The organism is Burkholderia sp. R-40 (assembly GCF_049942845.1).
Taxonomy (GTDB): Bacteria; Pseudomonadota; Gammaproteobacteria; order Burkholderiales; family Burkholderiaceae; genus Burkholderia; species Burkholderia ambifaria.
The window spans coordinates 144,680-158,640 of sequence record NZ_CP187967.1 but is presented as its reverse complement, the minus strand read 5'-3'; the positions used below and the strand labels follow the sequence as shown (position 1 = coordinate 158,640).

At 64.5% G+C, this 13,961-nt stretch carries 9 protein-coding genes; 5 read left to right on the top strand and 4 right to left on the bottom strand.

What is annotated here, in order from left to right:
- Positions 1–4: 4 nt before the first annotated feature.
- Positions 5–325 carry a hypothetical protein gene (locus tag ACP26O_RS00690; protein ID WP_175665544.1) on the top strand — a complete coding sequence of 107 codons (321 nt, stop codon included), beginning with the start codon at positions 5–7 and terminating at the stop codon, positions 323–325.
- Between the two features lie 107 nt (positions 326–432).
- Here ACP26O_RS00690 and ACP26O_RS00685 read toward each other — a convergent pair whose 3' ends face one another.
- Entirely contained in the window at positions 433–1,101 is a 669-nt protein-coding gene (locus tag ACP26O_RS00685; RefSeq protein ID WP_175665545.1) for a TetR/AcrR family transcriptional regulator, read from the bottom strand.
- Between the two features lie 125 nt (positions 1,102–1,226).
- Between ACP26O_RS00685 and ACP26O_RS00680 the strand changes: the two genes are divergently transcribed.
- Positions 1,227–2,879, top strand: coding sequence for an acyl-CoA dehydrogenase family protein (locus ACP26O_RS00680; protein ID WP_175665546.1), 1,653 nt, complete (start codon positions 1,227–1,229; stop codon positions 2,877–2,879).
- 34 nt (positions 2,880–2,913) lie between these two features.
- Here the strand turns inward: ACP26O_RS00680 and ACP26O_RS00675 are convergent, their stop codons facing one another.
- Positions 2,914–3,765: a LysR substrate-binding domain-containing protein gene (locus ACP26O_RS00675; RefSeq protein WP_175665547.1), complete on the bottom strand. Its 852-nt coding sequence runs from the start codon at positions 3,763–3,765 to the stop codon at positions 2,914–2,916.
- Positions 3,766–3,878: 113 nt separating this feature from the next.
- Between ACP26O_RS00675 and ACP26O_RS00670 the strand changes: the two genes are divergently transcribed.
- Positions 3,879–4,547: an FMN-dependent NADH-azoreductase gene (locus ACP26O_RS00670; RefSeq protein WP_175665548.1), complete on the top strand. Its 669-nt coding sequence runs from the start codon at positions 3,879–3,881 to the stop codon at positions 4,545–4,547.
- Positions 4,548–4,726: 179 nt separating this feature from the next.
- On the opposite strand, the gene ACP26O_RS00665 is transcribed toward ACP26O_RS00670, so the two are convergent.
- The gene (locus ACP26O_RS00665) at positions 4,727–5,866 is read right to left on the bottom strand and encodes a branched-chain amino acid ABC transporter substrate-binding protein (RefSeq protein WP_175665549.1); all 1,140 of its coding nucleotides are present in this window, start codon (positions 5,864–5,866) and stop codon (positions 4,727–4,729) included.
- 84 nt (positions 5,867–5,950) lie between these two features.
- Positions 5,951–9,883, bottom strand: a complete 3,933-nt coding sequence (gene putA, locus ACP26O_RS00660; RefSeq protein WP_126226915.1) for a trifunctional transcriptional regulator/proline dehydrogenase/L-glutamate gamma-semialdehyde dehydrogenase — start codon at positions 9,881–9,883, stop codon at positions 5,951–5,953.
- Positions 9,884–10,748: 865 nt separating this feature from the next.
- Between putA and ACP26O_RS00655 the strand changes: the two genes are divergently transcribed.
- Positions 10,749–13,136 (top strand): M23 family metallopeptidase, encoded by a 2,388-nt coding sequence (locus tag ACP26O_RS00655; RefSeq protein WP_175665550.1) that lies wholly within the window; start codon positions 10,749–10,751, stop codon positions 13,134–13,136.
- Positions 13,133–13,771, top strand: coding sequence for a hypothetical protein (locus tag ACP26O_RS00650; protein WP_175665551.1), 639 nt, complete (start codon positions 13,133–13,135; stop codon positions 13,769–13,771). The genes ACP26O_RS00655 and ACP26O_RS00650 overlap by 4 nt, the downstream gene beginning before the upstream one ends.
- Positions 13,772–13,961: the final 190 nt, after the last annotated feature.

Here is a 13,961-nt window from a genome sequence, read left to right as displayed (position 1 = left end):
AACCGTGGACAACCGAAAGTTCATCATGGAGGCCATGCATTTTTCTCATGGCCTTGCATCAGAAAGGCTCGACGCCACCGTGGTGCTGCCGGCCACGCATGCGAATCAGGCATTACCCCTAGGGCCTGTTCACGCTAATAACGGGCTTGCGCTGCCCCCCAGAAGGGCCGAGCGCAAGGAATGCAACGAAGCGAATACTCGACGTATTCGCGAGGCGCATGACGCGGCGATCGGCCCTTCTGGGGGCCAGCCCAACGAATGGTTTTTCCAAACAGGGGAACGTGCCTTTCCGCCCGCATTGCGGCGTCGTTCGTCGTTGCAATAGCTACGGCTATTGCGCCTCCTCACTCCTTGCCCTGCGGGCGGAAAGGCACGTTCGCAAGCCCGTTATTAGCGTGAACAGGCCCTAGGGCCGTGCGGCCGCGGCGTGCATCACTCGCCCGCTGCCGCCAGATAGGCGCGCAGCACGGCCTGAAGCTCGGCGCGCAACGCGGCGAAATCGAGCGAGGGCCCGAGCGTGAGCAGCGCCTGCGACACGCCGCCGTAGCAGATCGTATGCGCCATCCGTGCGATCCCGTCGAGCCGCGCGGCCGGCGGCGGATCGGCGGCCTGCGCGAACGCGTCGCGCCACAGCGCGACATACGCGTCGTAATGCCGGCGGTACGCGGCGAGCGGCGACACCTGCCGCTCCAGCGCGAAGAAAACGCTCCAAAGCGCGGCGTCGGCGCCGATCGCGTCGATCTGCACATCCACCAGCGCAGCCGCGAGTTCGGCGCGCGGCACGCCGGCCAAGCCGTGCGCCGCATCGCGCAGCCGGTCGGCCAGCGCCTGCACGCGCCGATGGATGCACAGCGCGGCGAGGCTCTGCTTGTCGCCGAAGTATTCGTAGAAGGTGCCGATGCTCACGCCCGCGACGGCCGCGATCTCGCGGATCGTCGCCTTCGCGTAGCCGCGCTCGAGCAAAAGCTGAACGAAGGCCTGCTGGAGCGCGTCGGACGTGGCCTGCGCGCGCGACTGGCGCGGCCGGCGGCGCAATGCGGGCGCGGGTTGCGCCGCCGGCTGGCCGGGCGGCGCCGGAACCTGAACATGTCGCGGCGGCATATTTGCTACTCTGAAATTCAGCGGATAGACGTTTGACCCGGAGCCGGCACCGGCGCTGGCGCGCAAACGCCAGCGCTGCGGCACCCGCGCGGCAGACCGCGAAGCACGAGACCGGAGACAGCCCGATGACCGAATCGAACCATGCCGTCACGAACCAGTTCGACGAACTGGTCGACTATAACCTCTTCGCCACCGACATCGCGCTGCGCGACGCGCTGGCCCGCGCGGGCGCCGACTGGGCCGTGCCGCAGCTCGACGCATACGGCGCGCGCCTTGGCAGCGCCGACACCGCACAGCTCGCCGACGAAGCGAACCGCCACACGCCGGAGCTGAACGCGTTCGACCGGCGCGGCCGGCGCATCGACCGCGTCGACTTCCATCCGGCCTGGCACACGCTGCTCGGCCTGTACCGCAACGAAGGCTTCGTGTCACTGCCGTTCCGCGATACGCGCCCCGGCCGCTGGGCCGCGAGCGCGGCCGGCTTCTACCTGCACGGCCAGATCGAGGCCGGTACGCTGTGCCCGGCGACGATGACGCAGGCCGCGATTCCGGTGCTGCAGAAGGAGCCCGCACTGTGGGGCCTGCTGCGCGACAAGCTCTACAGCGACGACTACGATCCGCGCGACGTGCCGGTCGCCGACAAGCGCTCGATCTGGTTCGGCATGGGGATGACCGAGAAACAGGGCGGCTCCGACGTGCGCGCGAACACGACGCTCGCGACCGCGGTCGGCGCGGGCGGGCGCGGCGGCGAATACCGGCTGCGCGGCCACAAGTGGTTCTTCTCCGCGCCGATGTGCGACGCGCACCTGGTCGTCGCGCGTACCGAGGCCGGCGGCCCGTCGTGCTTCTACGTGCCGCGCTGGCGGCCGGACGGCGCGAAGAACGCGGTCGAAATCCAGCGGCTGAAGAACAAGGTCGGCAACCGTAGCAACTCGAGCAGCGAGATCGAGCTGAACGACGCGTGGGGCATCATGCTCGGCGACGAAGGCCGCGGCATTCCGACCATCATCGAGATGGCCACCTACACGCGGCTGAGCTGCGTGCTCGGCAGCGCGGCGATGCTGCGCCAGGGCGTCGTGCAGGCGATCGCGTACACGCGCCAGCGCCATGCGTTCGGCCGCGCGCTCGCCGAGCAGCCGCTGATGCGCACCGTGCTCGCCGATCTCGCGCTCGAAAGCGAGGCCGCGCTCGCGCTCGCGATGCGGCTCGCCGATGCGTTCGAACGCGACGACTCGCCGCGCGAACGCGCGTGGAAACGGATCGTCACGCCCGCCGCGAAGTTCTGGGTCTGCAAGCGCGCGGTCGAACTGACCGGCGAGGTGATGGAAGTGTTCGGCGGCAACGGCTACGTCGACGACGGCCCGATCGCGCGGCTGTTCCGCGAAGCGCCGGTCAACTCGATCTGGGAAGGCTCCGGCAACGTGATGTGCCTCGACGTGCTGCGCGCGGTGTCGCGCGAACCCGACGCGGCCGCGGCGCTGCTCGCCGAACTGACCGACCTCGGCGCGGGCGAACCGCGCATCCGCGCGGCGCTCGATGCGCTGCGCGCGATGCTCGCGGCGCCGGCCGACACGCTCGAGGCGTCGGCCCGCCTGTTCGCGCAGCGGCTCGCGCTCGTCGCGCAGGCGTGCCTGCTGCGGCGTGACGCGCCCGCGGCCGTCGCCGACGCGTTCGTCGCGACGCGGCTCGCCACGCCCGACTGGGGCCGCATCGCGGGCGGCTTCGATCCGCATGCGCTCGACGTCGCTGCGTTGCTGCAACGGGCCTATCCGGCTTGATGGCCTCCCGCCCCTGTCGCCGCGATGATCGTCGTCATCCTTTGTGCGCGAATGCCAGCACGATCGCGTTGCCCAGCTCATCGACAACCCGGGCCGACGCGCCCGGCGCCGCGAACATCGTGAACTCGACATCGGGCAGGGCCGGCAGGCCGGCATCCGGCGGGATCGCACGCAAGCCGTGCGCAAGTTGTGTGTGCACGATCGGCGTCACCGCAAAGCCCGCATGCGCGGCAGCGCACAGGCCGGCGCTGCTCGGGGACACGAGCACGATCCGGTAATCCACGCGCGTGCGGGCCAGTGCTGCCAGCGCAGCCTCACGATACGGGCACGGTTCCGGCAGCAGCGCAATCGGCACCGGTACGCCAGGCGTGAGCGACGCCCAATCCGCACCGGCCCACACGAGCGGCTCGCGCCAGAGCACGCGTCCGGTGGGCCCGTCGTGGCAGCGTCCACCCATCACCACATCCAGTTCACCGTGATCCAGCGCCTGGAGCAGTTCGCCCGGGATGCCGACTCTGATGCTGAATGCGATGCGCGGGTACCGCACGGCAAACGCCTGCATCACATGCATCAGCCTGACATTGGCGAGGTCTTCCGACAGACCCACGCGGATCGTGCCGGCGCTCGGTTCGCGCAGCAGTTGCGCCCGCGCGTCCTGATTGAGCGCGAGGATGGCGCGCGCGTAACCCAGCAGCAGTTCGCCGTCCACTGTGAGCGTGACCGAGCGGGTGGTGCGCACGAGCAGGTCACGGCCGATCTGTTTTTCCAGGCGCCGCAGATGCGCGCTGACCGCGGACTGCGTCAGATTCAGACGGGCCGCGGCATGCGTGAACCCGCCTTCCTGGACGACGGCCACGAAAGAGCGCAGCAAAACGGTATCGAACATGAGATGCCCCGCCATATAGTGCGAATGCTACTGATTAGCGCGATGATACTTCGTTTATATTTTGAATCGAACTATGTTCTGATGAGGGCCATCAACCTGTCAGGAGTGGCTCCATGCCGACCTTGCTGCATATCGAATCTTCCCCGCGCAAGTCGCGGTCCGCATCGCTCGACGTCGCGCACGCGTATCTCGACGCCTGGCGCGACGCGCATCCGGAGCATCGGGTCGACGTGCTCGACCTGTGGGCGACGCACTTGCCGGAACTCGACGGCGATGCGCTCGATGCCAAATACGCGGACTTGAGCGGCACGCCGCTCAGCGAAGGCCAGCAGCAAGCGTGGGCAGGTTTTCGGCAGCTGGCGCAGCGGATGCACGACGCGGATACGCTGTTGTTCTCCGTGCCGCTGTGGAATTTCTCCATCCCCTACAAGCTCAAGCATTTCATCGATGCCGTGTCCCATCGCGGCATCCTCTTCTCATATGACGAGGGCGGGTTGGCGGGATTGCTGAACGGCAAGAAAGCAGTCGTGATCTATGCGAGAGGCCTCGACTATTCAAGGCAATCGAGCACGCCCGCCGAGTCGTTCGACTTTCAGCGGCCGTTTCTTGAAGCGTGGCTGCGCTTCATCGGTATCACGGATATCGAATCGATCGTCGTCGAGAAAACGCTGTTTGGACCTGAAGTCGATCACGCGGGCAGAGAGGCTGCCCGCGAACGGGCTGTGACGCTGGCACACGCGGCTTCGTCATCATCAGCAGCGTCAGCTTCGGTTGACGGCTGAACTGGCCAACGGCTGGAGATCGCCGAGCACCGTGCGGTCGTCGGCGATCGAAAATCATTGCAGACGTAAAAAAACGCCCGCCACAAGCGCATCGCGCTTGCAGCAGGCGTTCGACGCTGGCCGCCGACACCGCAAAACTCCCGTTTCACGGCGCCGCGCCCCCCGTCATACCATCGTGCTTACTTGCCGCCGATGCTCTTCAGCGGCTTCCACTCGCCCTTCTCGACCTTGTACATCGTGATGCCGCCGTTCTTCAGGTCGCCCTTCGCGTCATACGCGACGTGCGTCGACGTGACGCCGGCCATGTCGGTCTTCGCGAGCACCGGCAGGTACTTCGCCGGGTCGGTCGAATCGGCCTTCTTCATCGCGTTCATCATCGCCATCGCGCCGTCGTAGGCGTACGGCGAGTAGGTCTGCACGTCTTCGCCGAAGCGCTTCTTGTACTTCTCGGCGTACGACTTGCCGCCCGGCATTTCGTCGAGCGGGAGGCCTGCCAGCGATGCGATCGTGCCTTCGGCCGCGTTGCCCGCGATCTTCAGGAACGTCGGCGTCTTCACCATTTCGCCGCTCATCAGCGGTGCGGTCATGCCGAGCGTCTTCATCTGCTTGACCATCGGCGCTGCCTGCGAATCCGCGCCGCCGTAGTAGACGAGGTCCGGCTTCGCCGCCTTCAGCTTGGTCAGGATCGCCTTGAAGTCGACAGCCTTGTCGTTCGTGAACTCACGGTCGACGATCGTCGCGCCGCCGGCCTTCGCGGCCTTCTCGAACTGATCGGCGAGACCCTGGCCGTAAGCCGTGCGGTCGTCGACGATCGCGATCTTCTTCATGCCGAGATCCTTCGACGCGAACGTGCCCGCCACCGAGCCCTGCTGCGTGTCGGACGTCATCATGCGGAAGGTCGTCTTGTAACCCTGCTGCGTGTATTCCGGCGCCGTCGCCATCGCGATTTCCGGAATGCCGGCGTTCGCGTAGATGCGCGAGGCCGGGATCGTCGTGCCCGAGTTGAAGTGACCGAGCATGCCCTTGATGCCGTCGTCGACGAGCTTCTGCGCAACCGTCGTGCCGGTGCGCGGGTCTGCCTGGTCGTCCTGCGTCTCGAGCATGAACTTCACCGGCTTGCCGCCGATCTTCGGGTTCGTCGCGTTGAAGTCTTCCAGCGCGAGCGCGATCCCGTTCTGCATATCCTTGCCGTAGTGAGCCTGGGCGCCCGTCATCGGCCCTGCGTAACCGATCTTCACGTCATCCGCATGGGCCGTCCCCGCCAGCGACATGACAGCGACGAACGTCGCGCCTGCCACCTTTTTCATCGTGTGTTGCATAGCATCTCCTTGGTACCAGGGTAAATGGAGCGGCTTCGGGATCGCCTTGCCGCTTCCTTTGTTTGATCCGAACGGCAAGGATGGTCAGCCGATCGTCATCAAATTCGCATTGCCGCCCGCCGCGGCCGTGTTCACGCTGACCGAGCGCTCGGTCAGCAGCCGCTCGAGTGCGTAGTCTTCCGCGTCGCCGTTCTCGAACGCGCCCGCCGACACGCCCTGCACCGACACGATCGGGCCCGGCCGCTGCGCGACGTCCTTCACGAGCGTCTGCAGTTCGTCGCTGTCGCCTTCGAACAGCACCGCGTCGAACGGCGCGTCGGGCTGCTTGCGCACGGCCGCATGCGCCTTCAGCGCGGCCGGCAGCGCCGCGACCAGCGCCTCGCCCGCCGCACCGGCGAACAATGCGCGGTTGCCCGTCGCCAGCACCGCCGCGAACTGCGCGCGCGCACCGCTCGGCGTCGCCGCGACGCACAGCACCGTGCCGCGCGGGCCGAGTGTATACGTGTTTCGCTCGCCCGTCGGGCCGGTCAGCACCGCGGTCGCGCCGGCCGGCACCTGCGCCAGATAGCCGTCGCAGCGCGCGGCCAGCGCCGGTTCGCGCTGCTCGATCAGCCAGTCGCGCAGCGTGGTGAGCGCCGCCGCCGGGTTGCCGCGCTGGTCGCCTTCGACCGCGCCGTCCGCGATCAGCATCTGCGCGAGCGAACGCGGCAGGCCCGACGGACGCGTCGCGAGCAGGCGCTGCAGGTACAGCGCGCCGCCGGCCTTCGGGCCCGTGCCCGACAGCCCTTCGCCGCCGAACGGCTGCACGCCGACCACCGCGCCGATCACGTTGCGGTTCACGTAGATGTTGCCGACGTGCGCGTTCGAGATCACGTGCGCGATCGTCTCGTCGATCCGCGTGTGGATGCCGAGCGTCAGGCCGTAACCCGTCGCGCGGATCTGCTCGAGCAGCTTGTCGAGCTGATTGCGGCGATAGCGCACGACGTGCAGCACGGGGCCGAACACCTCACGCTTGAGCTCGTCGATGCTGCCGATCTCGATCAGCGTCGGCGGCACGAACGTGCCGTGCGCGCAGGCTTCCGGCGCCGGCAGCTGCGTGACCGTGTGGCCCTTGTCCGTCATCGTCGCGACGTGCGTGTCGATCGTCTGCTTCGCTTCGGCGTCGATCACCGGGCCGACGTCGGTCGACAGACGGTCCGGGTTGCCGAGCGCCAGCTCGTGCATCGCGCCCTTGAGCATCGTCAGCGTGCGGTCCGCGACATCGTCCTGCAGACACAGAACGCGCAGCGCCGAACATCGTTGACCGGCCGAGTCGAACGACGACTGCAGCACGTCGGCGACCACCTGCTCCGCGAGCGCCGACGAGTCGACGATCATCGCGTTCTGGCCGCCCGTTTCCGCGATCAGCGGAATCGGCTTGCCGTCCGGGTCGAGCCGCGCGGACAGCGTCTTGTTGATCAGGCGCGCGACTTCGGTCGAGCCGGTGAACATCACCGCGCGCGTGCGCGGATCGGCGACCAGCGCCGCGCCGACGGTCTCGCCGGTGCCCGGCAGCAACTGCACCGCGCCGGCCGGCACGCCGGCCTCGCGCAGCAGGCGCACGGCTTGTGCGGCGATCAGCGGCGTCTGTTCGGCCGGCTTCGCGAGCACCGTGTTGCCGGCTGCCAGTGCAGCGGCCACCTGGCCCATGAAGATCGCGAGCGGGAAGTTCCACGGGCTGATGCAGACCACAGGGCCGAGCGGACGGTGCGTGTCGTTCGAGAATTCGTCGCGGATCTGCGCCGCGTAGTAGCGCAGGAAGTCGACGGCTTCGCGAATTTCGGCGATCGCGTTCGGCAGCGACTTGCCGGCCTCGCGCACGATCAGGCCCATCAGCGTGTGCATCTGCGCTTCGAGCAGGTCGGCCGCGCGCACCAGGCAGTCGGCGCGCGCATCGACCGGCGTCGCCTGCCAGATCGGCGCGGCAGCCACCGCATGCGCGAGCGCCGCGCTCACGTGTTCGGCCGTCGCTTCGCTGACCGTGCCGACCACGTCGCGCAGGTCGGCCGGGTTGCGCACGTCGCGCGCCGGTGCGTCGGCGAGCGCGTCGTCGGCGAGCATCGGCGCCGCGCGCCACGGATGATGCGCGCTCGCGAGCAGCGCGGACGACAGCGACGCGAGACGGTGTTCGTTCGACAGGTCGAGGCCCATCGAATTGGGACGCTCGTCGCCGTACAGGTGGCGCGGCAGCGGGATCTTCGCGTGCGGCGCGCCGAGCGGCACGACCTTCGACGCCTCGTCGACCGGATCGGCGACGAGTTCCTTCACCGACACGGTCTTGTCGGCGATGCGGTTCACGAACGACGTGTTCGCGCCGTTCTCCAGCAGGCGGCGCACCAGGTACGCGAGCAGCGTTTCATGCGTGCCGACCGGCGCGTACACGCGGCACGGACGGTTCAGCTTGTCGCGGCCCGTGACTTCCTCGTACAGCGGCTCGCCCATCCCGTGCAGGCACTGGAATTCGTACTGGCCCGGGTAGTAGTTGTGGCCGGCCAGGTGATAGATCGCGGCCAGCGTGTACGCGTTGTGCGTCGCGAACTGCGGGTAGACGGCGTCGGGCGCCGCGAGCAGCTTCTTCGCGCACGCGAGGTACGACACGTCCGTGTAGATCTTGCGCGTGTAGACCGGATAGCCTTCGAGGCCGTCGACTTGCGCGCGCTTGATCTCGCTGTCCCAGTACGCGCCCTTGACCAGGCGGATCATCAGGCGGTGACGGCTGCGGCGCGCGAGGTCGATCAGGTAGTCGATCACGAACGGGCAGCGCTTCTGGTAGCCCTGCACGACGAAGCCGATGCCGTTCCAGCCCGCGAGCTCCGGATCGAAGCACAGCGCCTCGAGCAGATCGAGCGACAATTCGAGACGGTCGGCTTCTTCCGCGTCGATGTTCAGGCCGATGTCGTAGCGGCGCGCGAGCAGCGCCAGCGCGCGCACGCGCGGCAGCAGTTCGCTCATCGTGCGGTCCTGCTGCGAGCGCGCGTAGCGCGCGTGCAGCGCCGACAGCTTGATCGAGATGCCCGGGCCTTCGTAGATGCCGCGGCCGCCGGCCGCCTTGCCGATCGCGTGGATCGCCTGCTCGTACGATGCGTAGTAGCGCAGCGCGTCCTCTTCGGTCGTCGCCGCTTCGCCGAGCATGTCGTACGAGTAGCGGAAGCCGCGCGCTTCGTACTTGCGGCTGTTCGCGAGCGCCTCGGAAATCGTCTCGCCGGTGACGAACTGCTCGCCCATCAGGCGCATCGCCATGTCGACGCCCTTGCGGATCAGCGGCTCGCCGCCGCGGCCGATCAGGCGCGTGAGCGCCGACGACAGGCCCGCTTCGCTGTTGGTCGTCACGAGCTTGCCGGTGATCATCAGCCCCCAGGTCGCCGCGTTCACGAACAGCGACGGCGCGTGGCCGACGTGCGAGCGCCAGTCGCCCTTGCTGATCTTGTCGCGGATCAGCGCATCGCGCGTCGCGCGGTCGGGAATGCGCAGCAGCGCTTCGGCGAGACACATCAGCGCGACGCCTTCCTGGCTCGACAGCGAGAACTCGTGGATCAGCCCTTCGACGCCGCCGCCCGAGTTCTTCTCGCGCAGCGCCTCGACGAGCGTCGTCGCGAGCGCCTGCGCGTCGGCCTGCAGGTTAGCCGGCAGGCGCGCCTGGCCCAGCAGGAACGGCACACATTCCGGCTCGGGGCGGCGGTACGCGGCCGTGATCGCCGCGCGCAGCACCGATTGCGGCTGCACGTTCTGCGCGAACTCGAGGAACGGATGCGGCGAGTTGTCGTCGTCGCTGTCCGCCGCCTGACCGTCGGCGAGCTCCGTCACGCCGCTGTGGCCCGACAGCTCGGGCGGCAACTGGCCGTGCTCGATCCGCTCGAGATACGCGAAGATCGCCTGCTTGATCAGCCAGTGGGGAGTGCGCTCGAGACGCGCGGCCGCGTCTTTCAGGCGCGAGCGGAGAAGGTCGTCGACTTTGACGCCGAGAGTCGTGCTTGCCATGGTGGGTTCGTGCGCCGGTGCGGGCCCGGCAATGTGGTGTGAGAGGATGCGCGAAATCCTACGGCACGCAATAAAAAGGTGCAACCGAATTGCGAGATTGGTTGCACCTCAATCTTATCTAAGATAATCAATAGCTTAGGTCGTCGCAACCTAGGGGTTGCCCGCGCGGTGGGGATCGGTGTTTTCCCTGATCGATGGCGTACGGACGTGCGCGGACGGCGCAGGTCGCCTGTGGGATGCGTGAAAAGCGGGTTGCGCCGGCGAATGCGGGCGGCTTGGGTGGCGTCTTGGTGCGACCGCGACAGTCGCGCGAGCGTCGCGTCTCGTGCTCCCTGCGCGCGCGTGAACAACCCCGTACAAAACTCCACCCGCTTGAGGAGAGTAGCGCTGAACCTGCCGCATCGGGATGCGTACGACCAAAGCCGGATTCAAAGCCAACCGCTGCATGCATGCAAGCGCCAATAGGCGTCATTTGGTACAGCTCGTTAGCTGACCGCCAACCGCTCGATCCACACGCCCACTCCTCTTAATGTTTCCCACAAAAGCTCTGCGTTAGAAACGAAGAGCTTTAGATTCGGACCTGTCTCATGGACCTTATCCCGAGGATTTGCTCTACTTCTGCAAGCTTAACGGCATTGCCTCCTCAGCCTTGAGGCCGGCAGTCCTGCCAATGTGCAACCTCTCCATGCGCCGGCGGCCATATGAATCATCCGCGACGCACTTGGCCACAGGCGAGATCGCAACACTGTGGTCACCGATTTCCATTTTTCGTTTGTTCTTGCCGTGAATGCGAATACGCCGCACCACTGCCTGCGCTCAAAAACGCACCGAGAACATCTGACCGATATCCTGCGCGCGATAACCCATGATCATCAGCCCCCCGTTTCTGCCAGAAGAAGGCTTGACCTCCGACGCTCCGGCCGCGACCGATCCGATGATGGATGCCGTGGACACGTTCGAACTTTCACATCACGGCCTCTACCCGATCGCGTTCGACCGGCGCTGGCATTGCGGCATTCATCTCGTGCCAAAGCTGCGATACGAGCCCGTGCGTGCCATCGCGGACGGAGAAATCGTCGCCTATCGGGTCAGCCAGAAAGCCGTGTCGGACGGACAACGCGATACGCAGGGCCAACACGTGCTGAATTGCAACAACGGCTTCGTGCTGCTCAAACACACGACCGATACCGGCGACGGTCGGACGATTACGTTCTATTCGCTATACATGCATCTGGTGGACATCGCGACGCTCGCGCAAGACCGGCCACGGATAGGCGAGCCGCCAGCCAATAGCTCGTCAATGGGACTCGCAAAATGGCTGGAGATCGATACCGACGGCGTTCAGGGCGGGCAAGGCAAGAAGGTCTATCGCAAAGACATCCTCGGCTACATGGGGCGCAACCACGGGTACTCCCACCTACATCTCGAAATCTTCATGACCGAGGAGGATTTCAGCGCATGGTTCGAGCAGGAGGGACACACGGTCCAACTCGGCGAGCAACATCTGGTTCAGCCGACGTCGACGGACTATTGGGGGCACACATATTTCGTGATTCCCGGTGGAACGACGTTTGTGGCGACGCCGCCGGGACAGGATGACAGTCCTTACTTCCCGCCCCAGTCTGCCAGTACCCTTGGCGCAAACAGCACGCTTTACGTCGAGGCATGGTTTCACAAGGGGCAGCGTTATGTACGTTCGTGGATCGATCCAGACGGCAAGGGCAAGCTGACCCTGTTGACGCCCGAGCCGGTCAGGGACCCCTGCAAGGACTACGAATACAACCTGTATCAGCGGGCGACCGATCTTTACAAGGCTTGTCCGAGTGATGGATATGAACTGCTGCGCTTTGGTCGGATTCTCTCCACGGACAATCCAACGCTACCCGCGGCCTCTCACGCAACATACGTCGCGGTGCCCTTCGACACGGCCGGTACGCTGGGCTACGTCGACGTCAATCGGCGCACCATCCTGAAGCTGTCGGACGCAAATTTTCCTTCCTTCATGGGTTGGAGAAAAGTCGACAACGTGAATGCGCCGCTCGACGTGGCGGGGCGATGGGATATCGATAGGTTCCGGGAAATGATTGGGGACACTGCGATGCTGTATCTAAGCGAGCGCTCATCGGAATTCACCCTGGACGACGAAATGGCGTCCTACATGCAGGGGAGTGATGAGGCGCGGGAGAGGCTCAAGGGCTTCGTGTGTCATGCGGTGAGCGAATGGGACCCCGCCAACAATGACTTGCGCTACAGCGGGCTGAACGAGCCGAATGGCTTCTTCGGGAGCCGGGCCGACACCAATCCACAGGGGTACCAGAAATTCCTGGGATTTCTGAGCAAGCTCCAGTTTCTGGACCAAACGCCGCTCGGTGGTGGCAAGAAATTTTGGTACTTCCATCCGCTCTCGTTCATGAGGCATTTCAGAAAATGCGGATGGTTGAGCGACAGGGAGTTGACACAATTGCTGCCCACCACCCTGCTTCGAAAAGCGAAGGGAGGGTGGGTGTCGGAGCCTGTGACAATGACGGATCGAAGGAAGAAAATCATTCAAGAGACTCGCGTCGAACTGAACAGGTCCATGCGAAAGTTCGCGATTGCGCCCAGTCCGCGGCGCTTGGCGGCATTCTTCGGCAATTCTACCGAAGAGACTCAATGGTTTGATAAGTTATACGAACAAAACGCTGCCGCATGGTATTCACCGTGGGACGGCCGAGGCTTCCTGCAACTTACGGGACCGGACAATTACATCAAGTACTGGCGATTCCGAGGCCGGGCGATTACCGACACACTCAAAACTGAACTAAGCACTGCCGCCAAGAAGGCACACCAAGAGCAGAAGAACGACGCGTTGCTCGATATCAAGCATTCGGAACTGACTGCGGGGATGATTCAGTGGCGAGATGATGTGGCAGTCAAAGCCATCGATGCATCTCAGAGTGCCGGGGCCTACTGGAGCTGGACCGGAGCGGCGAAATTTGCAGATCAACCCACGGAACTGAAGCGCGAAATCCAAATCGTCAAAGGTATTTCGCATGCCTACTACAGCTGCAGGTCCTTTGGCCAAGTGGCGGCCACCGTAAATTTCGGCAGCCCCGTCAAAAACCTGGCAAGCATCGCCAAAGTCAATGGCATCGTAGCGCGCTATCAAGCCTACGTGAATGCCATGGTGGTTTTGGCTGATTACACACCCTTTATTTTTGCAGATGGGCATGTGGAAATTGTGCCTGATGGCTATGATCGGAGAAAAGCGTGATGAATGTGACGGCAATTGTCGGCATAGCGTTTTGGTTGACGGTGACAGCTACTTTTGCAAAGGAGTCGACTTTCAATCAGGCAAGCGTGCATGAACTGGCCTTTGATGGCTGTCACTTTAAATTTTCCGACCCGTACCATGCGCGAATCTCAACGGATATGGAAAGTGCGACGCACTCAGCAAGTTACATCGCCAACATCAATCCCAAGGCTCGCCATCCGTTCGAAACATGGATTCACTTCAGGTGTGAAAATCCGGCTACATCAAAAACATATCTGGAAAGCGCCAGTATCAAACTGACCCCTCACGGATGGATCTCGGATACGTCAAAGGAGGATCCAAATTTTCCGAGTCCTCGCACCACGTTTTATGCGTTGTATGGCAAGAGCTGGCATGGCGGCGGAACAACGCAGGATGAAACCGACGGTGACGAAGATAAGCGTACACGCGCCTTCAATTTCTGCATCCCACACAACAAACTTGCACTTTGCGGTTCGATACAGAGCGTGTCATATCTTAGCTATCCAGATGAATCGACATTACCCCAAGTCATTCGACTCTTGGAGAGCATTGAATTCATCGATAGGTCCCTTGCACCACATACTGACTCGGTGAGCCCATCATCAAGCCAGTGAGTCAGTGTGAAGTTCAAAAGATCCGCTCAGAGGCGATCAATCTCGCAATGATCGCCATCCAGCCGATCGTTGTCGGTCTTCGGCGGCTTGCCGGAAGAGTGCCAGATCGAGCCGCCAGCTCACGCGGCCGCGCGCAGTAGACGTAGGGGGACCCTCCGGGCAATCAGCCGACATGCCCTCACCACACACC

Excerpts from the sequence above, each read along its gene's own strand:
- ACP26O_RS00670 (WP_175665548.1), top strand. The coding sequence starts at position 3,879 with ATGCCGACCTTGCTGCATATCGAATCTTCCCCGCGCAAGTCGCGGTCC.
- ACP26O_RS00655 (WP_175665550.1), top strand. The coding sequence starts at position 10,749 with ATGATCATCAGCCCCCCGTTTCTGCCAGAAGAAGGCTTGACCTCCGAC.
- ACP26O_RS00665 (WP_175665549.1), bottom strand. The coding sequence starts at position 5,866 with ATGCAACACACGATGAAAAAGGTGGCAGGCGCGACGTTCGTCGCTGTC.
- ACP26O_RS00685 (WP_175665545.1), bottom strand. The coding sequence starts at position 1,101 with ATGCCGCCGCGACATGTTCAGGTTCCGGCGCCGCCCGGCCAGCCGGCG.
- ACP26O_RS00680 (WP_175665546.1), top strand. The coding sequence starts at position 1,227 with ATGACCGAATCGAACCATGCCGTCACGAACCAGTTCGACGAACTGGTC.
- ACP26O_RS00675 (WP_175665547.1), bottom strand. The coding sequence starts at position 3,765 with ATGTTCGATACCGTTTTGCTGCGCTCTTTCGTGGCCGTCGTCCAGGAA.
- putA (WP_126226915.1), bottom strand. The coding sequence starts at position 9,883 with ATGGCAAGCACGACTCTCGGCGTCAAAGTCGACGACCTTCTCCGCTCG.